The sequence below is a fragment of the Vibrio aestuarianus genome (assembly GCF_028858425.1).
Lineage (GTDB): Bacteria > Pseudomonadota > Gammaproteobacteria > Enterobacterales > Vibrionaceae > Vibrio > Vibrio aestuarianus.
The window spans coordinates 1,470,762-1,494,901 of the sequence record NZ_JAKNYQ010000001.1 but is presented as its reverse complement, the minus strand read 5'-3'; the positions used below and the strand labels follow the sequence as shown (position 1 = coordinate 1,494,901).

At 42.2% G+C, this 24,140-nt stretch carries 21 protein-coding genes; 13 read left to right on the top strand and 8 right to left on the bottom strand.

The genetic code is table 11. The annotated features are described in order from the left end of the window. The first annotated feature begins 8 nt into the window (after positions 1-8). Together hutH and MCT08_RS07080 are read left to right on the top strand one after the other, a co-directional pair. The gene (hutH, locus tag MCT08_RS07085; RefSeq protein ID WP_053309346.1) at positions 9-1,541 is read left to right on the top strand and encodes a histidine ammonia-lyase; all 1,533 of its coding nucleotides are present in this window, start codon (positions 9-11) and stop codon (positions 1,539-1,541) included. Between the two features lie 108 nt (positions 1,542-1,649). Next, positions 1,650-2,375 (top strand): DUF3581 domain-containing protein, encoded by a 726-nt coding sequence (locus MCT08_RS07080; protein ID WP_274678118.1) that lies wholly within the window; start codon positions 1,650-1,652, stop codon positions 2,373-2,375. Between the two features lie 41 nt (positions 2,376-2,416). Here MCT08_RS07080 and MCT08_RS07075 read toward each other — a convergent pair whose 3' ends face one another. Both MCT08_RS07075 and ydiJ read right to left on the bottom strand, forming a co-directional pair. After that, on the bottom strand, positions 2,417-2,878 hold the full coding sequence (locus tag MCT08_RS07075; protein WP_274678117.1) for a methyltransferase family protein: 462 nt from the start codon (positions 2,876-2,878) through the stop codon (positions 2,417-2,419). A gap of 103 nt (positions 2,879-2,981) precedes the next feature. Continuing rightward, entirely contained in the window at positions 2,982-6,017 is a 3,036-nt protein-coding gene (gene ydiJ / locus MCT08_RS07070; RefSeq protein ID WP_274678116.1) for a D-2-hydroxyglutarate dehydrogenase YdiJ, read from the bottom strand. A 204-nt stretch (positions 6,018-6,221) separates the two neighbouring features. On the opposite strand from ydiJ, the gene MCT08_RS07065 reads away from it, so the two are divergent. From MCT08_RS07065 to MCT08_RS07040, 6 genes are all read left to right on the top strand, one after another. Continuing rightward, positions 6,222-6,911: a DUF3334 family protein gene (locus tag MCT08_RS07065; RefSeq protein ID WP_053309342.1), complete on the top strand. Its 690-nt coding sequence runs from the start codon at positions 6,222-6,224 to the stop codon at positions 6,909-6,911. A gap of 126 nt (positions 6,912-7,037) precedes the next feature. Then, the gene (locus MCT08_RS07060) at positions 7,038-7,721 is read left to right on the top strand and encodes a DUF2786 domain-containing protein (protein ID WP_053309341.1); all 684 of its coding nucleotides are present in this window, start codon (positions 7,038-7,040) and stop codon (positions 7,719-7,721) included. A gap of 131 nt (positions 7,722-7,852) precedes the next feature. Beyond that, positions 7,853-8,806 carry a J domain-containing protein gene (locus tag MCT08_RS07055; RefSeq protein ID WP_053309340.1) on the top strand — a complete coding sequence of 318 codons (954 nt, stop codon included), beginning with the start codon at positions 7,853-7,855 and terminating at the stop codon, positions 8,804-8,806. 165 nt (positions 8,807-8,971) lie between these two features. Continuing rightward, a complete protein-coding gene (locus tag MCT08_RS07050; protein ID WP_080996297.1) occupies positions 8,972-9,154 on the top strand; it encodes a hypothetical protein in 183 nt (60 codons plus the stop codon). Positions 9,155-9,477: 323 nt separating this feature from the next. Then, positions 9,478-9,876 carry a hypothetical protein gene (locus tag MCT08_RS07045; protein ID WP_053309339.1) on the top strand — a complete coding sequence of 133 codons (399 nt, stop codon included), beginning with the start codon at positions 9,478-9,480 and terminating at the stop codon, positions 9,874-9,876. 249 nt (positions 9,877-10,125) lie between these two features. After that, positions 10,126-11,229 (top strand): phosphoribosylaminoimidazolesuccinocarboxamide synthase, encoded by a 1,104-nt coding sequence (locus tag MCT08_RS07040; RefSeq protein WP_274678115.1) that lies wholly within the window; start codon positions 10,126-10,128, stop codon positions 11,227-11,229. 66 nt (positions 11,230-11,295) lie between these two features. On the opposite strand, the gene MCT08_RS07035 is transcribed toward MCT08_RS07040, so the two are convergent. Together MCT08_RS07035 and MCT08_RS07030 are read right to left on the bottom strand one after the other, a co-directional pair. Then, positions 11,296-11,673 (bottom strand): hypothetical protein, encoded by a 378-nt coding sequence (locus tag MCT08_RS07035; RefSeq protein ID WP_053309337.1) that lies wholly within the window; start codon positions 11,671-11,673, stop codon positions 11,296-11,298. A 203-nt stretch (positions 11,674-11,876) separates the two neighbouring features. After that, positions 11,877-14,225: a helicase-related protein gene (locus MCT08_RS07030; RefSeq protein ID WP_274678114.1), complete on the bottom strand. Its 2,349-nt coding sequence runs from the start codon at positions 14,223-14,225 to the stop codon at positions 11,877-11,879. Between the two features lie 187 nt (positions 14,226-14,412). Between MCT08_RS07030 and MCT08_RS07025 the strand changes: the two genes are divergently transcribed. From MCT08_RS07025 to MCT08_RS07015, 3 genes are all read left to right on the top strand, one after another. Continuing rightward, a complete protein-coding gene (locus tag MCT08_RS07025; RefSeq protein WP_053309335.1) occupies positions 14,413-16,101 on the top strand; it encodes an NAD-dependent malic enzyme in 1,689 nt (562 codons plus the stop codon). A gap of 179 nt (positions 16,102-16,280) precedes the next feature. Continuing rightward, positions 16,281-16,604 (top strand): DUF3392 domain-containing protein, encoded by a 324-nt coding sequence (locus MCT08_RS07020; RefSeq protein WP_053309334.1) that lies wholly within the window; start codon positions 16,281-16,283, stop codon positions 16,602-16,604. Next, positions 16,577-17,317 (top strand): SanA/YdcF family protein, encoded by a 741-nt coding sequence (locus MCT08_RS07015; RefSeq protein ID WP_274678113.1) that lies wholly within the window; start codon positions 16,577-16,579, stop codon positions 17,315-17,317. Before MCT08_RS07020 ends, MCT08_RS07015 begins: the two co-directional genes overlap by 28 nt. On the opposite strand, the gene MCT08_RS07010 is transcribed toward MCT08_RS07015, so the two are convergent. Then, positions 17,314-18,633: a GGDEF domain-containing protein gene (locus tag MCT08_RS07010; protein WP_274678112.1), complete on the bottom strand. Its 1,320-nt coding sequence runs from the start codon at positions 18,631-18,633 to the stop codon at positions 17,314-17,316. The genes MCT08_RS07015 and MCT08_RS07010 overlap by 4 nt on opposite strands. Before the next feature lie 283 nt (positions 18,634-18,916). Between MCT08_RS07010 and MCT08_RS07005 the strand changes: the two genes are divergently transcribed. Further along, positions 18,917-19,741: a DUF2797 domain-containing protein gene (locus MCT08_RS07005; RefSeq protein ID WP_274678111.1), complete on the top strand. Its 825-nt coding sequence runs from the start codon at positions 18,917-18,919 to the stop codon at positions 19,739-19,741. Between the two features lie 54 nt (positions 19,742-19,795). On the opposite strand, the gene MCT08_RS07000 is transcribed toward MCT08_RS07005, so the two are convergent. The 3 genes from MCT08_RS07000 to MCT08_RS06990 form a co-directional block, all read right to left on the bottom strand. Further along, positions 19,796-21,025, bottom strand: coding sequence for a cysteine desulfurase-like protein (locus tag MCT08_RS07000; protein WP_274678110.1), 1,230 nt, complete (start codon positions 21,023-21,025; stop codon positions 19,796-19,798). Next, positions 21,009-21,665 carry a 2OG-Fe dioxygenase family protein gene (locus MCT08_RS06995; RefSeq protein WP_171981248.1) on the bottom strand — a complete coding sequence of 219 codons (657 nt, stop codon included), beginning with the start codon at positions 21,663-21,665 and terminating at the stop codon, positions 21,009-21,011. Before MCT08_RS06995 ends, MCT08_RS07000 begins: the two co-directional genes overlap by 17 nt. A gap of 438 nt (positions 21,666-22,103) precedes the next feature. Beyond that, positions 22,104-22,748, bottom strand: coding sequence for a MarC family protein (locus tag MCT08_RS06990; protein ID WP_168786658.1), 645 nt, complete (start codon positions 22,746-22,748; stop codon positions 22,104-22,106). Positions 22,749-23,126: 378 nt separating this feature from the next. On the opposite strand from MCT08_RS06990, the gene trxB reads away from it, so the two are divergent. Beyond that, positions 23,127-24,086, top strand: coding sequence for a thioredoxin-disulfide reductase (gene trxB, locus MCT08_RS06985; protein ID WP_176313465.1), 960 nt, complete (start codon positions 23,127-23,129; stop codon positions 24,084-24,086). Positions 24,087-24,140: the final 54 nt, after the last annotated feature.

Sequence of the window (24,140 nt, the reverse complement as noted above, 5' to 3'; positions counted from 1 at the left end):
CCATGAAAATGTTGAATCTTGTTATTAAACCAGGGCAACTAAGCCTAAAACAATTGCGCCAAATCAGTCGTTCACCGGTTGTGGTATCGCTTGATCCAAGTGCTATACCAGATATTGAAGCCAGCACTCGAGTGGTTGAGCAAGTTATCGCCGAAAACCGTACCGTTTACGGCATCAACACCGGCTTTGGCCTGCTCGCCAATACCAAAATCGCACCTGAAGATCTGGAAACTCTGCAAAGAAGCATTGTCCTTTCACACGCAGCTGGTATCGGTAAATTCATGTCGGATGAAACCGTTCGTTTGATGATGATATTAAAAATCAACAGCTTATCTCGGGGCTTTTCAGGCATTCGCCTTGCAGTGATTAACGCATTGATGGAGCTGGTAAATAGCCAAGTCTACCCTTGTGTACCACAGAAAGGTTCCGTGGGTGCTTCGGGCGACCTTGCACCACTGGCACACATGAGCACCGTGTTACTGGGCGAAGGTCAAGCACGCCACAACGGTGAGGTAATTTCCGGTTTAGAAGCATTAAAAATTGCAGGTTTAGAACCCATTACCCTCGCACCAAAAGAGGGACTGGCTTTATTAAATGGCACGCAAGCCTCTACCGCTTTTGCACTAGAAGGGTTGTTTGCTGCTGAAGATTTATTTGCATCAGCAACCGTGTGTGGTGCCATGTCAGTTGAAGCGGCGCTAGGCAGCCGTCGACCATTCGACCCACGCATTCATCGTGTTCGTGGTCATCGTAGCCAAATGGACGCAGCTACAGCCTATCGACATATGCTGGATATTAGTAGTGAAATTGGCGATTCACACACCGCGTGTGAAAAAGTACAAGACCCTTATTCACTGCGCTGCCAACCGCAAGTTATGGGTGCTTGCTTACAACAAATTCGCAATTCTGCTGAAATTTTGCAAGTTGAAGCCAATGCGGTTTCAGACAATCCATTAGTCTTTGCCGATGACGGTGACATTATCTCTGGCGGCAACTTCCACGCAGAGCCTGTTGCTATGGCTGCGGATAACTTAGCACTCGCGATTGCCGAAATCGGCAGCTTATCTGAACGACGTATGGCACTTTTGATTGACAGTGCACTCAGTAAGCTGCCTCCATTTTTAGTCGATAATGGCGGCGTCAACTCCGGTTTCATGATTGCGCAAGTTACAGCAGCAGCGCTTGCCAGTGAAAACAAAACCCTTGCCCATCCGGCATCGGTTGATAGCTTACCAACCTCAGCTAATCAAGAAGATCACGTATCCATGGCCACTTTTGCTGGCCGCCGTTTACGTGATATGAGCGAAAATACACGGGGAATTTTGGCCGTTGAATACCTTTCAGCAGCTCAAGGGCTAGATTTCAGAGCACCCAACAAATCATCAACACGAGTCGAAGAAGCCAAACAAATCCTGCGCGAGAAAGTACCGTTTTACGATAAAGACCGTTACTTCTCACCGGATATTGAACAGGCCAATACGCTACTCAAGCTGGCCGTTCATAACCACTTAATGCCCGACATGCTACTACCTAGCTTTTAAACATCGACCTGAGCCTCACAAAAGGTGAGGCTCATCTCACTGGATAGACCATTCATCCAGCTTTCTTCGCTTATAATCCAACGCAGTTTTGGCTAGAAAGCGTAAATTATGTTTCTGACTCCTTATTTTTCACATCAAGACAAGCAATTCCAATTCACTCGCCAACAAGCGAGCCATTTTGCAAAAAAAGTGGCGGGCGATTTCAATCCGATTCACGACGAAGATAGCAAGCGCTTCTGTGTGCCAGGCGATCTTCTCTTTGCAGTGCTGTTGCAAAAAGAAGGCATCAGCCAAAAAATGCGTTTTAATTTTTCTGGCATGGTGAACGACGGCATAGCACTGCATATTGAAAATAAGTGTGATAAAGAAAGTGCAGTCGTTGATACGAGTGGTAAAGAATACTTGCATATGAACCGTGAAGGCCAAGTTAGTCATGATACGGCCTTTATCGAGCATGTGGTCACTAATTACGTTCAATTCTCAGGCATGAACTTCCCACACATCATGGTTCCACTAATGGAAGAAGCGCAGATGATGATCAACTGCCAACGTCCATTGGTTATTTATGAAAGCATGGAAGTGGAATTTAACCGCTTAGATCTAACTCATCCTGAAGTGTCGTTTTCCGGTGCATCCTTTGATGTGGATGGTAAACGTGGCGTAGTTACCCTGAATTTTGTCTTTAAAGAGGAAGGCGAAGTTGTCGGTAAAGGCGTAAAACGCATGGTGGCAAGTGGCCTCAAGCCTTACGATCAAGATGCCGTTGATGATTTGGTTAACCGCTTCAATGAACGCAAAGAGATGTTTCTAGCTAAGTTTTCTGCAGCTGCATAACAACCATACATACCCATAGCCCTGCCAACTTGGCGGGGCTTTTAAATCCAGCGTCTCACTCGCTGTTTATAATCCACATACTCCTCACCAAACAGTCTCTCCAAAACCCGTTCTTCTGGGAGGATCTGTAACCGATTCATAAACCACACAAACAAAAAGATAATGGCAAAACTTAGTATGTTTTGTTGCCAATAAGCCGTAGCAAAAAGTAGTAAAAGCAACCCTAAATACATAGGATTGCGTGAGTAACGATAGATTCCACTATCAACAACACATGATGCGTTTTCCGGCTTAGTTGGATTAACCGTCGTTTGCACTTTGCGAAATTCATGAATGCCCCACAAGCCGACAATGCCGGAAAGCACGAAGCAAATCGCAAATACCACCGCAGGTAAAGGCAATGTAATACTGGCAAAAACAAAGAGGTGGGAAAGACGATTCATCAACACCAGTGCTACGATAAACACCGCGACTGGTGGAATCTTAAGTTCTAATTTATCCATCGTTTACTCTCTCAATCTTACTGCAACTCCAAGTATAGCCATAAAATCTAGAAAAAAGCCCAGTCACAAACTGGGCTATTTGCTTAACCAACACTCGGATAATTTACACCAAGGCTAACAACGCTTGTAGAGGATGCTTTGGTTTAAAGTGTTCGAAGCGTTTAACTTGGCTACGACACGAATAACCAGTGATCAAACAGCGCTCCTTCGGCAATTTTTCTAAACTTGGTTGCCAACTTAAACCATAAATATCTTTGGACATTTCAAGTTTATCGAGTTCATGACCAAAGGTTCCAGCCATACCACAACAACCGACAGGTACGGTATGAAGTTTTGCGCCAAAGTGAGTAAAAATCATCCCCCACTCTTTTTCTGCATTAGGCAATTTTGTTTTCTCGGTACAATGAGCAAACAAATACCAAGCCTCGGTATCTAAAGCTTCACTAGCATTAAACTCGGCCAAACGAGGCAACAACCATTCATGCACGGTCAATACATCAAAATCACCACGCTTATCGCCCAGAATCTCGTTGTACTCATCGCGATAACAGAGCACTAGAGCCGGGTCAACACCGACCATCGCAATATTAAGATCAGCCACTTGTGATAAAAATGCCGCGGTATTTTGCGCCGTTGAGGTGAACTGTTTTAAGAAACCTTTAATATGTTGTGCTTTACCGTTAGGTTTAAACGGCAACAGAATTGGATTTTTGCCCAATTTGATCAGTAATTGGATAAAATCTTCAACCACGTCTGCATCGTAATAGCTTGTAAATGGATCTTGCACCACAATCACATGTTGATCGCGATCTTGTTGAGATAATCCAGCCAAACGCTGCAAGTTAAAATCAACGCTATGGCCAGCCACACGTTTTGCCAAAGTTGGCACAGACAACAGCGGTGCATCGACATACCCAACCGTTGATGCAGTCAAACTTTGCACCCACTTTTGTGAAAGCGCAGTATTTACCACTCGTGGTACCTTCGCCATTAACGGCAACATGCTTTCAATATTTGCAACCAAGTAATCTTTTGCTGGGCGTTGATAGCGTGAATAGTAAATATTGAGGAAACGCGAACGAAAACTCGGTACATCCACTTTGATTGGACACTGACTAGCACATGCTTTACATGCCAAGCAGCCATTCATCGCTTCATAAACTTCGTGAGAAAAATCGTATTGATGACGTTTATTTAATGAATTACGAACACGCTCAATCATTGTTTTGATGGTAGGTGACGATTCTAGCACTTGTTTTTCAAGATCAAGAATATCAACACCTTGCTCCGTTAATTGGCGTAACCATTCCCGGACTAACCCTGCTCGACCTTTTGGTGATTGACGACGATCAGCGGTGACTTTCATCGATGGGCACATCGGAGAGCTAGTATCATAATTAAAACAGAGACCGTTTCCGTTACACTCCATCGCTTGCTTGAAACTGTCACGAACTTGAACATCGATTTGGCGATCAAAGTACCCACGTTTAGTATCCGTCACTTTCACTAATTCAAAATTAGTATCGAGAGGAGTACATATTTTGCCGGGGTTCATCTTATTGTGTGGGTCAAACGCCGCTTTGACTCGTCGCAATTCAGTAAACAGTTCCTCACCAAAAAATTCAGGACCGTATTGTGAGCGATAACCTTTGCCATGCTCACCCCACATCAAACCGCCATATTTCGCGACAAGCTTGACGACTTCATCCGACACTTCATGCATCATCAGTTCTTGTTGGGGGTCACACAAATCTAATGCTGGTCGAACGTGAAGAACTCCTGCATCCACATGACCAAACATGCCATAACTGAGCGATTTGCTATCAAGTAAGGTTCGAAATTCAGCAATAAAGTCTGCTAAGTTTTCTGGCGGTACACACGTGTCTTCGGCGAATGCGACTGGTTTTGCTCGGCCTTTTGCCGCGCCCAATAAGCCAACCGCTTTTTTACGCATGTTATAGATACGGTTGATGCTAGCTAAATCACTACACACTTGGTAGCCAATAATGCCAGCTTCTTGATTGGTAAGCATTTTCTCAAGGCGCGCTGTTAGTGCTTGAACTTGCTCCGAAACCTCTTGTTCATCTTGCCCTGCAAATTCAACCATGTTGATGCCTTGCATCTCCTTGCCTGGGACATCTGCGAGCAAGTCACTAACACTGTGCCAAACGATGTCTTGCTTGGCCAGGTTCAGTACTTTTGAATCAACCGTTTCAACCGATAACGCTTTGGCTTCGACCATCAAAGGAGCATTACGCAGTGCTGAATCAAAAGTGTTGTACTTCACATTGACTAACGTACGTGCTTTAGGGATAGGGGTTAGGTTTAGCGTGGCTTCGGTAATAAATGCCAGAGATCCTTCTGCACCACACAATACACGGGTCAGGTTAAACGAATCACTTTCTTCATCAATGGCATTTTTGAGATCATAACCGGTCAGAAAACGGTTAAGTGCTGGGAATTTCGCAACAATTTGCGCCCGCTTTTCACGGCACACCGCTTCGGTCACTTGTAACGCTTGCTCTGCAAATGAACCTTGTTCAGCCATACCAAGTGACATATCAGACTCAAGCTGTGATCCATCGGCAAATACCGCTTGTAACGACAGCACATGGTCTGAGGTTTTGCCATATTTCAACGACCCTTGCCCAGAAGCATCAGTATTAATCATGCCACCCAATGTAGCGCGATTACTGGTTGAAAGGTCGGGCGAGAAAAAATAGCCATAAGGGCGTACCGCATCATTAAGCTGATCTTTCACAACACCAGCTTGAACACGTACCCATCCTTCTTCTGCATTAATTTCAATAACTTGGTTCATATGGCGAGACAAATCAACCACAACGCCTTTCGTTAACGATTGGCCGTTGGTCCCCGTACCACCACCGCGCGGTGAAAATGTGACTCTCTCAAATTCAGGTTTTGAACTAATCTTACCTATAAGAGATACATCATGCGTCGATTTTGGGTGGACCACCGCTTGAGGTAATTGCTGGTAAACGCTGTTGTCAGTAGCAACGGCGAGTCGACTAGAGTATTGTGATTCAATATCGCCGCTAAACCCCTCTGCTTTGAGTTGTTGTAAAAAGCTCAAAACAACGGGATCGACGTCTAATTGGTGGTGAAGTCTTGGTAACATTTGCTTCCTGCCCCTACTGCGCTGATCCAATCAGCTGTGGGTTAATGGTTAATTTGATATTAATCTTTGAATTTCGTCACTTTACAACATTTAAAAAGGTGATCAAATCAGAATCTCAATGCAAGAATGGATCTATGGGTTGCATTTTTCTTATTGGATTCAATATCAGCCTTTTTTAAGCCATTGCACATTACGGATATAAGAATGAAAAAAAATAAAATTGTTACGACCGAAGACATCTTGTTGAAACTTTGCCAATCTGTATCGGGCGTACTCAGCTCAGCGACAGCAACCAATGTCGCCTACTCAGCCATGGTGCAAAAAATCAACAAGACATCACTAAAGCCTGATTTCGGTTGTTTTGTACTGTTTGATGGGGGGTTCTCTGGACTGGTGGTGATTAACTTTACAGCTAAAGCAGCATTAGAAATATACACCAGCTATATGCGCAATATGGGGATGCCAGAGGAAGAACTTGCGGTATTACACACTTCCGATGAAGTGGGTGACGTGCTTGGTGAATTGATGAACCAACTCGTGGGTGATTTCACCAACAAAATCCGTAAAGAACTGCAAACTAACATCACTCAAAACCAACCCAAAATGCTGTCGTTAAATAAACAGGTTATTTTGTCTGTTGATACGAATTTAGACCGACCTCAAGCCCGCCGAGTAACCTTCTCGACAGAAAATAACAATATTTTCTATCTTGAGTTAGCGATGGATAAAACAGAGTTTATCCAACTTGAAGAGTTTGAGATCCAAGAAGATGAAAGCCCTGATTCCATTTTAGAAGCGACTCAACAAAAACTTTCAGAGAAAGCAAAACGCGACGAACAACAAAATAGTAATACAGATATTACCACTGACTTACTTGATGAACTGGGGATTTAACGCCCTTTAATCGCTACTCTCGCTGCCTAAAACTAGGCAGCGACTTCTGCTTGGCTTTCACTTCCTACTTAAAACCGCTAAAATGCCGAACTTTTCTAAAAGTTGAAGCACTGTATTTGCAAATTGATGGATAAACAAAAAGCCTTAAAGAAAATCGCTAAATGCCTTGAGCTTGGTAATTCCGCTAATGTGAATGAAGCGGCTAATGCCATCAAAATGGCTCACCGCCTCATGCTCAAGTATGGACTTGATAAAGATGATATTGAATTTATCAAGATGGGCAAAACCCAATCCACTCACTTATTGCCTACTTCTATTGGCTCTTCATTGCTACGTGTCATTCGTGGTATTAACACCAAGTTTGGCGTTGAAGCGGTACTGCTGAACCATAAAGGTCTTAAGCGTGTCGAGTTTATTGGTGAGGCTGATCGCGCTATTTTTGCCGCTTTTGCTTTTGACATCATTTATCGTGAAATGAATGAGCACACAGGTCAATTTAGAAATAGTTTTGCAGGCAGTGGCACGTCTAACACAGAGGTCACTCGTCGCGTCAATTCGTTTGTATCGGGTTGGATAGAAGGAGCTCTCGAAAAGCTGCCAACCATTACCGCTGATGATGAATCGAATAATAAAATCAATAATTACATCGACAAAGAATTCAAGAACATTGATCGCGAAACCTTCAAACAGCAACTTAGAGATGCGATGAAAAATATCACCGCAGACTACGAAACGGGGCTCAAAAAAGGTCGCAAGATATCGGTGAGTCGCCCTATAGATGGCGCTCCAGTCCCCAAGAGACTCAAATAATCAGAAATACTTGTTGATGTTCTGTTTATCTGATGCAATTCAACTAAAGTGTGTATAGCCATAACCCGTAACTTGAAGGTGATAATTTGAGATTTGTCCTGAGTTTATGCCTATTAATCTCTTCATTTGTTATGGCTGATTCATTGACAGAACTGACCGCTCAAGCACAGCAGCAGAACCCGAATGCACAATATCAGTTAGCCTTGAGTTACCAACAAGGCAATGGTGTTGTGAAAAATCTGGACAATGCTTTTTATTGGTATCAACAAGCGGCGCATAATGATCACCCTCTGGCTAAACTCAAATTGGCCGATGCCTATCTCAAAGGTTTAGGAACGACCCAAAGTACCTCCCAAGCTATTTTCTGGCTAACCGATCTGGCAACCACTGGCAACATTGATGCTCAACTGCGACTTGCTCAGCTGTATGAAACACTGCCATCATCCCCATCGCCACTTGAACTTTCAGAAATTTGGTACCATGCTGCGGCAGCCGAAAATACTCAAGCTGAAGAAGGTTATGCTCGAGTGCTCGAGGAAAAATTTAATAAACAACGAGCCAAACAAATTTCATCTATTGAACAACTAAATAGTGCATTCACCACCACTTCTGAAGAAGAAGCATCAATAAGTTCAGCATCAACAACAAAACCGCAAGCCGATATCATGGCTGATTACTTATCATTGATTGTGCTAGCGATCATCTGCTTAGTCACTTGGTACATCTATCGATTTTTGATTAAAAGACACCGCGAAAATAAGAATCAAGCAAACAATAAATTACAAAAAGACAATCAATCCCAAGCTTTCGTCATCAAACAACAAAAGAGACAATTAGAAACCCTATTTAGAGAACTCAAAAGACTGCAACAGCTGCATGCAAACCAATCTCAAGATCAAAAACTGTTGCTGGCATGTACGCTATTTGGATTCAAACCCTCGGCTCTTCCCGATGAAAAAGCCATTAAGCTCCGTTATAAACAACTTTCAAAAATCTATCATCCTGATCTAAAAGGTTCTCAAGATGAAATGAAACGTTTGAATGCTGCGTTAAAAATCATCCTGTGCAGTGTTAATAAAAAGTAAATTTTATTTCTGGATGTTTCATAGATAACCTTCACCCTAATAAAATAAAGGTAATGCAATCGATCCCCATCTCAATTTTAGTAACAAATAGTTAACTTATCTGTTTTTAATATGGGATAATCTCGCGTGAGAATTGCACCTAAATAGTCTAGGTGGGGAGATAAAATGTTTACGATTGAAGGTATCTGCGATTGGTGTAAACAACCAAAGCTACTAACTAAACACAACTATATTGATGGGAAATCGCACAACTCATGTGAAAACTGTAATGAGTTTGCAAGAATGGACGTAAGACAATTTAATATTGCAGAACAAGCAGTAAGAGAACGACAGTCACTTTCACAGTAAAGTCATATATGTTCGACAGAAAGGCGCCTTTTGGCGCTTTTTTGATTTATCCACGTAAGCTATCGAACTTCAATCCCGCGTAACTGATGGATATACAGGTATTACTACGGTCATCCTTAGTCTATCTAGATCACAAAACCTGTAATGTCGTTGTTTTTTTAAACAGCCAAAATTTTCAAAAAACTCAAACTAAATCAATAAATTAAAACAAAAACCATAATTAAATCGATCTTTTTTGCTGATAAAAACAACAAAAATAACTTGATCAAACCAACCTCTTAAAATACTGTATACACATACAGCATGTGTATAAGGACAGTATTATGTTTCAAGCAAATTTTAGATCACACACTCTAGTTAGACATCATCGGTATACTTCTTCACGTCCGCAAAAGGGTACTGTAGAGAACATGATGTCAACATTGGCTGGACTGTCTCAACAGCAACAACAGTGGATCTTATTTACCGCTGAATGCCCTCGTCCTCAATATCAACAATTTGCTTCCTTTAACATACATTGCGATAGAGTAATTCATATGAAACCTTCTCAATCTCTATCTGAGTTAGAGATTGTGATTAAAGCAATTCGATCAGGTAATGCTAGCGCCGTTATCGCCTCAAACGGCATCGAAACGGTTAACCAAGCATTATTGAAACAGTTGGCGGCAGAACATCAATGTGAAGTGTTTTTCGTTGAAGGCAGACATCCACAATTCCATTAATTAAGATCAACGTTTATACACTGTCTTTTGCCTTCCCTCTGGGAAGGTTTTTTTCATTATTTTTCTCCTTTATTTCTTTCTATAAACTCAAAATTCAATAAAGTAGCCAGATAAAAAGCAAACGATTGCTATTTATCTGGCAGCGAGCAATAGTTCTGGTATGATGCGCACAGTTAATCGATATCCATACCTGCTTTATGCTAGAGATATCTTCTCTGTATGACGTTTGAAAAAGATAGGAATGTCTAAATGAGCCTCGCTGATCAAGTTCTTGCCGTCAATGACGACCTCCCAATTCGCACTCACCAACCTGTTCACAGTGGTAAAGTCCGCTCCGTTTATTGGCTAACGGCAGAAGACAGCCGCCGTTTAATTCAAGAAAAAGGATACAACGTCGCACCAGATGCCCCTTTGGCAATTATGGTCATTAGCGACAGAATATCGGCCTTTGATTATATTTGGCACGCTGAAGGTGACATCAAAGGTGTTCCCGGTAAAGGTGCAGCATTGAATGCGATATCAAACCATTGGTTTAAATTGTTTAAAGATAATGGCTTAGCTGATAGCCATATCCTAGATATCCCTCACCCTTTCGTGTGGATTGTTCAAAAAGCCAAACCAGTAAAAATTGAGGCTATTTGCCGCCAATACATTACTGGTTCAATGTGGCGTGCGTATGAGAAAGGCGAGCGTGAATTCTGTGGTATTCAGCTTCCGGAAGGGCTACAAAAAGATAAAGCCCTACCTGAAATGCTAATTACACCATCAACAAAAGGCATTTTAAAAGGCATACCGGGCGTACCTGAAGCTGACGATGTAAACATAACCCGCCGCAACATTGAAGAAAATTTTTCTGCCTTCAACTTCAACAGCGCTGACGATATTGCACTTTATGAGAAACTACTGAAGGAAGGTTTTGGCGTTATAAGTCAAGCACTTGCAAAGGTGGATCAAATATTCGTTGATACTAAATTTGAGTTTGGTTACGTGGCTGATACCAACGGTGTTGAAAAGCTGATTTATATGGATGAAGTCGGTACGCCAGATTCATCTCGTATTTGGGATAATAATGCTTACCAGCATGGGGAAATCGTTGAAAATTCCAAAGAAGGTTTCCGTCAATTCTTACTTAACTATTTTCCTGATCCCGATATCTTACTTAATAAAGAAAGAATGACTGAGCGTGAGGCACTCGCTCGTGATAATGCTTTACCTTTGGAAGCACTGATGGACATTTCAAAAACATACTTAGGAATTGCGGAAAAGATCATTGGTCGCCCTGTCGAACTTAGCAAAAATCCAAAACAAGAGATCATTGATATTTTAAGTACGCAATATGGCTTAATTGACTAGGTCGATAGGCTGGTATTTAAGACAACGGGGCTATACGCCCCGTTATTATATGTAGACATATACTATCTATAGCGTAATGACAAACTCATCTGGTTTGGTCGTTCGAATGAGTGTTTTGCTTTTACTCTCAATCGCCTGAATCTGCTCCGAGTCTAATGGATATGGCATCACTAAAGTTAGCTCATCGATCCCTTCTAGCTTCGCAAGTTTCACTAATGAAATGAGATTAGATTCATCACTACGACGTGGTGACAACGATTTTAGTGCCATTTCCCACAAGCGATCTTCTGGAGTCGATAATTCTTTAATGCTGTCTTTCCACATCATCCCAAAGATCGGCGCAAATGACGTCATCGCTTCAATAAAAGTCCATTTTTTATTACACGAAGCACCAAGAAATGTCGTGTAATCGAACACGGCACGATTTATTTCTTGTGTATTCATTTTGTCCTCCGACAAATTAGCAGCATACTGTACTCAATATCATATAAGCTTATCTATATAGCAATAGGATATAAAAAAATCGTCTTTTATGCCCAAGCTTCCCGCGAAATAGCTATATAAAAATCAGTTGTGTAACAAAACACAAACAGACTTTACGACATATGTGCCTGATTGATTAATATTTCAAACAGTGAAGGAAAACATCACCTTATATCGACAATACGACTCGCTTTTTTATATTGAATTCTAAAGCCTTGCCATCTTGGTAACTCCCAACGTTTAGGATCACCTTTTCGTAAACCACTTTTATACACAAGATAAATGAGCTTCTTAGCAACATGGTATTCAACGCTTAAGTTAAGATCACCTAGATAAAGCTCAAAGGGGTAAGTATTAGCAAAATCCTCATACTGCCAATATGGAATACCATCAAACTCAAAATCGTCGACATCAAATATCGATAGATCTTCTAAGCTGCTAACTTCTAATGTTTTAAGCTGATCTTTAAACCAACGATCAAAAGTCATGTTGTGGTGGGAAGTCTTTGTTTCATCCAAACCAAGCTCAACATATAAGCGCCAATGCGCAATCTCTGTCATCCGAGTCTGAGCTAAACCCGGTAGAATATCGCCATTTTTAACCGCTTCAACTAAGGGGATAATGGCAAACTCACCACAAGCTTCAACCTGTCGACTTACAATTTTGCGCCCCGCGTAGATCAGATTCAAACGAGTATTGAGTTTGCCATTCTCATAAATAACATCATCTTGCTGCCACTCTCCCAAATTAAGTTCATCAATTATCGCCAGATCAATTGGCATCATTACTGTCGCTAAGGTCAGCGTTTGCTTAACGCCTCGCCCGGCCAAACTGTGTTGGTCTAATACCAATGCTGCTTGACACTCTTGGCTAAAACGGCTGTTTCTTGCTGGCATAACTTCCATTTGGCCATTACCAAGCGCATCTCGACGTTTTTCTCGACGAACAAAAACGAGTTCAGGGTGTAAACGAGCGATTTCTTTTGCCAAACTAGATCTTTGATAACGGGAGGCAACGTCTAGGTGGGGCAACACGAAGATTGCTCTCATTTGTGCTGAAAGTCCCTTTGCTTCCTTAAGAACCTGTTGATCAACCGTTACCCCGCTAAAAGTTTCTCCACGAACTATTCGGATCAATAATTGCCCATCGCACTGACAAGGTTCTTGCTGTACTAAGGAATCTAATGCCTCCTCATTACTGGATAACGAATAGAGTGAAGCAGAGACCGAAAGGGCAGCGGTTAAATCAACCATCGCTTCTTTCAATGCTTTTGAAGGCATTCGCGTGACTAAATCGGCATATAAGCTGTCAATAGGAAGTGGCGCGAGTTGTAAGCCATGCTCTGTAACTTGGCCATCTTCATCAATGGCGTCCATCTGGCGCAATATAGTCAGTGCACTCTTTAGTGCTTTTTCTGGCAGCGGCTCTAGAAACGTTAATCTCGGCAGTGGATAACCACAACTCGCGCTCGCAAGCATAGCTTCAACCAATTCCTCGCGTTGTAGCTCTGGTGGCGTGACATTAGCAAGCGCGGCATGTTGACCATATAGCCGCACTGCGGTTCCATCCATCACACGCCCTGCCCGTCCCGAGCGCTGATTGGCACTAGCTTTAGAAATATGCTTTAAACTTAAAGTGGTACGACCGTTGCGTTGCTCAGTTCTGCGCTCTAAGCCACTATCAATAACAACTGTCACATTAGGAATAGTGAGTGAGGTTTCCGCTACATTGGTAGCAAGAATGACTTTTTGTTGCGGTTGGATCGTTAACGCAAGCTCACGTTCATGCTCTGACACTGACGCATGAAGTGGCAGCACCAGTAAATCTTCGATGTTAGATAATGCCTGTTGGCATTGCTGAATTTCTTTACGACCAGGGAGAAAAACTAGGATATCACCTTGAGTTGCTCCATAAGCACTAACGACCTCCGCCTTCACTCGCTGCTCTAAATGTCTTGCATCTGGAAGCTGGCGGCTGTCATTGGCACGGTAGTTAACAGCCACATTAAACTTTCGACCTTGCGCCACTAACCGCTTACCACGAATATAACGTGCCAGCTTATCTCCTTCAATCGTTGCTGAAGTTAAAACAATACGATGTGTTTGCTGCTGATTAAGCAATGCAACTAATAGATCGGTATCCCAGCGGCGTTCATGAAATTCATCAACCATGACCACCTTGAAATCATGCAATTTATTTTCAGCAAACCAACGTAAAGCCACACCAGGTGTTACGAATACAACTTGTGTATTGGCATCGAAATACTGCTCTAACTTGATCGCATAACCTATCGTTTTACCTACAGGTTCATTATGTTCATTGGCCAGAAAACTTGCCAACGAGGTACAAGCGATACGTCTTGGTTCAATCACTAGTACCCTGCCTACATGTAATGACCACAAAGGCAAACGGGTCGACTTCCCTGATCCCGTTTCTGCTTCAACGACTAAATGCTGAATGAGTAGCTCAGATTTGAATGACTTTTCTAGCGTATCAATAGGTAAAAATTGCATGTAAATAAGAGTCTGAAGACATTTGTAGAGGATTATATACTCAAACAACTTGAAGTAGGTGCAAGATAACGTTTTGTCCTCTTTAGTTCAGTATTCTGCGTTATGTATCATGGCCCATCTATTTACAATATCATGAGTAAACCGTTATCATTTTCGAGTCTCCTCTCCACCCTATAATAGGCTTACAATGAATAACGACAAACGCCCTCTTTATATTCCCTATGCTGGCCCTGCTCTACTCAGTACCCCACTGCTCAATAAAGGCAGTGCATTTAGTGCTTCAGAGCGCAGATCGTTCAATTTAGAAGGGCTGCTTCCTGAAACAACGGAAACCATTCAAGAACAGGTGGTACGTGCCTATCAGCAGTACTGCAGTTTCGAAAGTGATATGGACAAGCATATCTACCTACGCAATATCCAAGATACCAATGAGACACTTTTCTACCGTTTGGTACAAAATCACATTACTGAGATGATGCCTATCATCTATACACCAACGGTGGGTGCCGCATGTGAAAATTTCTCGAATATTTATCGCCGTGGACGCGGTTTGTTCATCTCATTCCCAAATCGAGATCGTATCGATGACTTATTAAATAACGCCGCTAACCATAACGTGAAAGTCATCGTAGTGACCGATGGTGAACGCATTCTAGGTTTAGGTGACCAAGGCATTGGCGGCATGGGAATTCCGATCGGCAAACTGGCACTTTATACCGCATGTGGCGGTATTAGCCCAGCTTACACACTGCCGATTGTTCTTGATGCCGGCACCAACAACCCGCAACGACTTGCAGATCCTATGTACATGGGGTGGCGTCATCCGCGAATTACTGGTGCAGAATATGACGCTTTTGTGGAGGAATTCATTCAAGCGGTACAACGTCGTTGGCCTGATGCTTTGATCCAATTCGAAGATTTTGCACAGAAAAATGCCATGCCACTGCTTGAACGTTATAAAAATCGCATTTGTTGTTTCAATGATGATATCCAAGGCACCGCTGCAGTTACCGTCGGTTCATTATTGGCAGCTTGTAAAGCGGCAGGCAGTCAGCTATCAGAACAACGTATCGCCTTCTTAGGCGCAGGTTCTGCTGGTTGTGGTATTGCTGAAGCGATCATCGCACAAATGGTTTCTGAAGGCATTTCTGATGCACAAGCGCGCTCTCAAGTTTACATGGTGGATCGCTGGGGTCTATTACAGGAAGGGATGCCTAACTTACTCGACTTCCAACAACGTCTAGTGCAAAAAAATACCGATACAAAAGATTGGGTGACTGAAGGCAGCGGCTTCTCACTTCACGATGTAATGCGTAATGGTAAACCAACCGTTTTGGTTGGCGTCTCTGGTGCCCCTGGTTTGTTCAGTGAAGAAGTGATCACTGAAATGCACAAGCATTGCCCACGTCCGATTATTTTCCCATTGTCCAACCCAACCAGTCGCGTAGAAGCAACACCGAACGACATTATTCGTTGGACAAATGGCGAAGCCTTAGTTGCCACTGGCAGTCCGTTTGATCCTGTTCAGCACAATGGTAAAACCTACCCGATTGCGCAGTGCAATAATAGCTACATCTTCCCAGGCATCGGCTTAGGCGTGCTAGCGGTTAACGCTAGCCGCGTCACCGATGAAATGCTGATGGAATCAAGTCGTGCACTTGCCTTGTGCTCACCACTGGCACTAAACGGACACGGCGCATTGCTTCCACCACTAGAAGCGATCCACTCGGTTTCTAAAAAAATCGCTTTCGCTGTCGCTAAAAAGGCAATTGAACAGGGTGTTGCTCTTGAAATCTCTGACGATGTATTAGAAAGTGCCATCGAGCAGCATTTCTGGCAACCGACCTATCGCCGTTATAAACGCACAGCGTTCTAACTGATAAGCAATCCGTTGTATTATCCAATTGCAGGTTAGCGACAAGTAAACTACTGCCCCAATCACTAAATCAACGCTGTGATTGGGGTTAGCAAGCGCAACATGCCTCGCTACAACTTCAATGAGTAAGGGAAACGCACTGCCGAGCAAAACGCTAGCGGCTTTATTTGTGAATCAATATGATGAATTTTTTGGCCCCTGCAGGGCACTATATTGCTCCCTATCTGGGTGAGATTTCTACAGCCTTCATCGCCTGTTTATTGGTGATGCTGGGCTCGGATATCAACGCTTTTATGCGCCGATTAATGCGTGATCAGCACTTTGTTATTCGTACATTGGCATTTATATTGATTAACGCCTTTGGTTACGGTTTGATCATTATCAAAGCAAGCCCTTACCTTGCTCAGACACTTTCAAAGTTAGAACAAGGCATGATGTTTAGCATTGTTATGTTATCTTTTACTGTTATCGGAATATGGGCGCAAAGGAACCGTCAAATTTAGTGTTAAACTCTTCCCTCTCACATAAACTCCAGCATTTTTGGAAAAAATATCTTTCCAAACCACTTCGTTATGCATCTGTTTTATTGATTTTGCTATGTGTAGGCGTTGTTGGTATCGATCGCTGGGTAAGCTGGCAAGCGTCTGAGCAAATTTTGACTGACCAGTCGCAAGTTGGTGAGTTCCAAGTCGCGGTTGTACTTGGAACCAGCAAATATTTGGGGAAAATACTCAATGAATATTATACCCACCGCGTAGAGGCGGCTATTTCTCTCTATGATCAAGGAAAAGTTAAAAACTTCTTACTGAGTGGCGACAATGCCCACCGTTCATACAATGAACCTTGGACAATGAAACGTGACTTATTACGAGCGGGAGTTCCAACTGAAAGTATCTACTTGGACTATGCTGGTTTTCGAACCTTAGATTCCATCATACGAGCGAAGCGTATTTTTGAAACCGATAACTTCTTAATCATTTCTCAGCAATTTCATTGTGAGCGCGCGCTATTCATTGCGAACCACCATAACATTAACGCCCAATGTTTAGCCGTGTCTGGCCCGACCAATAGCTCTGGTTTTAAAGTGAGGTTACGCGAGGTTTTTGCTCGAACAAAAGCCTTCTTGGATCTCTATATCATCCATACACAGCCGAGGTTTCTGGGGCCTAAAGAACCGATCATGATTGATGATTCTCACGCTGAAAAACGCAACTAACTCGCTTCTCGTTGTACAAGCCCGTAGTTAATCTCAACACGATTACGCCCTTTGTTTTTTGCTTGATACAAAGCATCATCAGCTCTGGCAATCATTTCAGTGATACGTTCGTCCCCCATCATCGCAACACCAATACTGCACGTTAACTTATCACCATGAACCCAAAGGTGTGCTTCAACTCTGCGCCTTAATTTTTCGGCTCTAGCACAAGCTTCTTGGAGCGAAGTGTCAACGCAAAATACAATAAATTCTTCCCCCCCCCACCGAACTAAGCGATCTTTTTCCGGAAGAGTGCTCATTGTTACCATGGCAAACTCTCGCAAAATATCGTCTCCGGTCGAGTGGCCGTAGCTATCATTGACACTTTTAAAGTGGTCAATATCGATGTACAACGTACAAAATTGAGTATCGGACCAACGCACCTTGTGTGCACACTCATTTAACCACTCTCGAATTCCATTGCGGTTTAACGCACCGGTCAAAGAGTCGCGATGGGCCATTTCGGCAAACTTAATGTTTTGAGAACGAAGTGTACGGTTAATAATTTTTAAATGCTCTTGGCGCTGTAGTGCAAGTTGGGCCTCATGCCGACTTTTGCGCATCTCATTGAATGAAATAGATAAGCCAACCAACATCCAAAAGCTCAATAAAAATAGAAATAGATGCTCACCGTTAACATAAGCGCCGATAAACTCCACACTATTGACGTGCATCTCATAATGACCGAGTTCACTTCCAGAGCCTGTAGCAAACTCAATTTTATTCACATTACTAAATTCGGGCGCAGAATGTTCAATACCAATGCGGTTATCCACTAACCACCACGTCATGACTTGAAGGTTTGCCATCGGAATTTCAATCTCACCTTTCCCCCCAAGTGAGAACTCTAATCCGTTGTATTTATGTGTATATTCATTCTCAACGGTTGAATATTCATGATTAAAATTTCGCAGATAAAAACGTATCGCAGGAGGAGAGGCAGATTGACTGTACGTAAAATCAATACTCAACCTAACGGTGTGATAATCAGATAAATCCAAACCGACCCGAGGATCATCATTGGCGTGAATAGAAATCCCACAATAAGGCCACTGGTAGCTACTTGGTAACAAATCACAACTAAGATGTGCTTGCCCATTTTGAAGACTTAGCTCAGATGTCGATAGCCCCCCATCAAACTGATCATTTGTTGGATGAAAAGAGTATTGAGAGGGTGTGATTTTTAGTACCTTTTGATCACCAATAGCAAGATATGTCACTACTATAATGACCGTTAAGAGCATCAATCCGACCAGAAATCTGGGGAAAGCCGTCATGTAATTACCCCCTAACAATGTTTAACCTTCACTCCTTGAAGGTTAAACATTGTCTTTACTTTTTTTGCCCAATGAAAAAACAGTAACAATGTCTTGTTTTTAATACATTGGTGCCAAAATTTCTATGTTTAATTGACTTTTATCATTCTATTTTACGACCAACTTCAATAAATACTTATTTAGCTAACGCTTAAGTAAAATCAATCATGGTGTAAAACAGCCCCGCCAAAGCCAACTATTTTTCTGTTAGAATGACTCAAACTAACAATAATGAGTATATGTCATGTCTCTCTTAGCGACAGGTACACTGAAGAAATTACATTCTAGCCTCAATGATCACGTCTCTTACCAACTACCGGTAGGAGATGAACTGATTGCCCTCAATCAATTCATCGGCCAGTCATTAACACTCACTCACACGGGTAATATTTATTGTTGTTCATGCGGCAAAAAAACCAAGAAAAGTTATTCTCAAGGACATTGTTTTGTCTGCATGAGAAAACTCGCTAGTTGCGATATGTGCATCATGAAACCTGAAACCTGTCACTATAATCAAGGAACTTGTCGTGAACCTGAATGGGCAGACAAAAACTGCATGGTTGACCACTATGTTTACCTATCTAATACCTCCAGTTTGAAAGTAGGGATCACCCGCCACACGCAAATTCCAACACGTTGGATTGATCAAGGTGCAACGCAAGGGTTACCAATATTCAAAGTGAAAACGCGTTATCTTTCAGGTTTGATTGAGGTAGAACTTGCAAAACATATTGCTGATAAAACAAATTGGCGTGAATTACTGAAAGGTGATGGTGAGCCCATGACTCTTGAAACTAAATTTGCCCAGTTACTTCCTTTGATTGAGGACAAAATTGCGCAACTAAAAGTGCAATTTGGTGAAGATGCGATCCAAACTTTGGATGAGAATATAACTGCTATCAAATACCCGGTAGAACAACATCCGAAAAAAATAGCCTCACATAATTTTGATAAAAACCCTGTCGTATCTGGCGTTTTACAAGGCATCAAAGGTCAGTATTTGCTGTTTGACACCGGCGTAATCAACATTCGTAAATTCACCTCATATGAAGTTGAGGTTTCAAACTAACATTGCTTCTATTTGAAGAAAACCTCATTCGCTGAATGAGGTTTTTGACTCTCTTTAATCAAACGTTGATAACACAGCAAATAGTCGGTCTATTTCCTCTCGTGTGTTGTAATGCATAAAACCAATACGCACAACACCACCGCTTTCTTCCAGACCAAGTTGACGTACTAAACCTAACGCATAAAAGTGCCCATTCCATACACAAATATTATGCTCACCCAAGGTTTTCGCTATGATCTCAGGATGATGATGTGCAAAGCGAATAGCAAAAGTTGGTGTGCGTAATTGGCTGTCAGCTTTATCAAGACCGTATAACGTAACTGACGTTAATGCCCGCAGTTTATATAAAAAATACTCGCTTAATTGACGCTCATGCTGATTATATTGCGCAAAACTCTCTACTAAACGCTGTCTGAGAGTACGGCTTGGATCGCCCCATTGAGCCAAATATTCCACCGCAGCAATAACGCCAGCTAACCCTTCAAAACTCTGCGTCCCAGTTTCAAAACGGCCAGGACCAATATTAGTGGCAGGCTCTACTTTGTAAGGTCTCAGCGCGTGTAACCAATGTGAGGCAATGTAGGCGATCCCTACATGTGGTCCAAAAAACTTATACGCTGAACATGCAAGAAAATCGCAGCCTAAAGCCTGAACATCAATCAAATGGTGAGGAGCGTAGTGAACGGCGTCAACATAAACCATTGCTCCCACTTGATGCGCAGCGTCAATAACGCGCTTTACATCGACTATCGAGCCTGTCGTGTTTGATGCATACGTGATCGCAACTAATTTAGTTTTACTATTTAGCAGCGAAAGTAGATGGTCGATATCCAGCGAGCAATCACCTTCATCAACTTTGGCCTGATGAACGATAACTTGTTTATCTTGCGCGGCTTGTTGCCAACTAGAGACATTCGAGTAATGGTCTAAAGCGGTCACGATCACTTCATCATTAGGTTGCCAATCACGGCTAATGGCGCGGTTAAGCTGAAATGTCAGAGAGGTCATATTTGCACCAAAGACAATATTCCCCGATGATTCAGCATTAAGCAAAGCTTGTGCAGATTCACGTGCTTGCTGCATTAAATCTGTCGTGTTTCTACTAGAAAAAAAATGCCCACCTAAATTGGAATTAAAGTACCCCAAATATTGGGTCATTGATCTTAATACAGTGCGAGGAACTTGAGATCCACCGGGTCCATCTAAAAAACAGACTGGCTTGCCGTTATATTCTTGAGACAATGCATCAAACTGTGATCGAACCTTTTCAGGAGTGAAGGTCATTTTTACCACCCTTTGCCGTTAATACAAACACATCCATATGACCTTCCTCACCATGTTCAATAGAACGAATTGGGCTGGCGTTGTGCCACAATTTACTGTCAGCGAGCATCGCAACTTCACCATTATCTAAAATCTTACGAAAGAAAGGAGCCTCATGACTGTCGTTATACAGCATGATTTCACCGCCCACGATGTTATGGCGATTTATGCCAACCAAAGCGATATGATCAAAACCATCTTGATGAACCCCTTCTGGAGCAACTTGTGTTTCATCATAAACCGCTGAAATGCGAATTTGGTGAATTTCAATTTCTTGCCCATTGGGCAATCCATTAGATTGAACGAACAGAGTACACACTTCATTCATTGCTGGGCTTTGTAGTGTTGAGGGCAAAATAGGATCAAAATGGCGAATCACGTTGCCTTGAAAATGATTGATTTGATCCGTTTGCATAAAATCGTGCTTATCCAGTGCTTCAACTTTTCCATCAATCAATCGAACCACCGAATAACGACGTAAACGGTATTGTCCGTCCGCATGTTCTGTATGAGGCAGTTGAGCAAACGATGGCGCTAATTGTTGAATCGCCTCTTGGCTCAATCGAGTAATATGTAGGGTGTTTTCGTGTGCGTTTAACATCATCGACTCCTTAATGAAAGCACATACCTTCAAACTTTATTTAACAATAAATTTACATAAAGGATACGTTGAAATATTACAAATTCAAGATATAGCGAACATTAACTCCGACAACTTAGTCAAATAAAAAATATAAAACCAAAAAACCACTATATATTGGCCATAAAAACCAAAAAGACAGTATTCACTATTGATTATTTAGACAAGGTCACTAGATTAAGATTTAAATAGATAAAAATCAGTCGGTTAATAACCATTTTAAATATGGAAAGTCTAAAACTAAAATGAAGAAGGCATGGTGCAGAGCATTGATACGGAAACAGTATAATGAACAGAAACGCTCCCTAGCAACTTGACGTTACCAAGGTACAGACTGAGCGTTCATTGCCCATCAACACAATATATCTATGTTGATGGGGATTCACTCATTCAAATAAATTAAAAACCTAAAGATTGGTAAGCTTGATGGATTCCTTCGATCAACATTTGAGTACCAATAACAGCCAGTATCAAACCCATCATTCGTGTTACTACGTTGAGTGCACTTGGTCCAATCGCTTTAACAAAGCGTTCACCAAACAAGAAAAGTATGCAGGTTAATGCACACAATAATCCGAAAGCGATAATAGTGACAACGGTTTCAACAACGCCGCCTTCAGTTGCGAAGTTCATCGCTGTCGCAATAGTACCAGGGCCTGCCAAAATAGGCATAGCCAAGGGTGAAACGGCGATCCCTAGTGCGACATCTTTATCTTTCCGTACCGCCTCGGCCTTTTTTTCATCATGATTTGGTGAAGATTCACCTTGTAGCATACGATAGCCGATCAAAAATACGATCACTCCACCAGTAATGCGCAACGCATACAAAGTGATACCAAACATATCAAAAATGATTTTTCCTGATATCGCAAAAATCGACACAATAATGAATGCAATAAACACCGATCTAAATGCTATCGATTTAACGGTACCTCTATCGTCGCCACTGGTTAGCCCAAGAAATATCGGTGTATTTGCTATCGGATTCATGATGGCAAAAAAGCCCATGAACACTGTAATAATGTGGATAATTAACTCTTTCATTGGCAACCTTTTAAATAAGCGTTAAAAGTTAATTTGATGTGCCAAACTAGAAAGCCGAACATTTCAGAACAAATTCTAATTTTTAGTATCAAATACAAATAAGAAAAGACAAGTATAAGCGCCACTATGCAGATGTCTACCGAATACCCTTAGTCTAGGTACGAAGACCACTGTGTAAGTTCTTTCCCTAAGATTAGTTTGTACAATACCTTGAGCTTTTGGTAAATCATTGCATCAGTAAGGCCATTAGACATTCCAAATGTCTCTAGGCATATAACTATTTATTTCTAAAAACCCTCTTGTTAATTCTTTTATTACCCATACATATTCCCTACAATCGAATCAAATTTTTCGAGCATCTTCGATACTGGAGCGCACATGAGCGACGTAAAACATTGCAAACTTCTTATTCTTGGTTCTGGTCCTGCAGGCTATACCGCTGCCGTTTATGCGGCTCGCGCTAACCTTAATCCAGTTCTCGTTACCGGTATGCAGCAAGGTGGCCAGTTAACGACCACTACAGAAGTTGAAAATTGGCCAGGAGACGCCGAAGGCCTCACGGGCCCTGCGTTAATGGAACGAATGAAAGAGCATGCCGAGCGCTTCGAAACTGAAATCGTATTTGACCACATCAATGAAGTGAACTTATCACAACGCCCATTTCAGCTGAAAGGTGATAGCGCACAATACAGTTGTGATGCTCTTATCATCTCAACCGGTGCATCGGCGCGTTACCTAGGTTTAGACTCTGAGGAAGCCTTTAAAGGACGTGGCGTTTCAGCGTGTGCAACCTGTGATGGTTTCTTTTACCGTAACCAAAAGGTAGCAGTTATCGGTGGTGGTAATACTGCCGTAGAAGAAGCACTGTATCTGTCAAATATTGCAGCTGAAGTACATCTTATCCATCGTCGTGATTCATTCCGCGCAGAAAAGATCCTAATCAACCGCCTGATGGATAAGGTTGAAAACGGTAATATCATCCTCCATACCGACCGAACACTAGATGAAGTATTAGGCGATGATATGGGTGTAACTGGTGTTCGTTTGAAACATACACAATCTGATAAAACGGAACAGCTTGATGTCATGGGGGCATTTATTGCTATTGGCCACCAGCCAAATACTGAAATATTCAAAGGCCAACTTGAAATGAAAGATGGCTATATCCTTGTAAAATCAGGTCTTAACGGCAACGCCACACAAACCAGCATCGAAGGTGTTTTCGCCGCTGGTGATGTAATGGACCATAATTATCGTCAAGCAATTACCTCTGCAGGCACTGGCTGTATGGCCGCTCTTGATGCAGAACGTTATTTAGATGGCCTAAACAATAAGTAAACAAAAGGTTATTTTCCAGTTTTATAACAAAACCCTACAGCCCAGTGGTATATC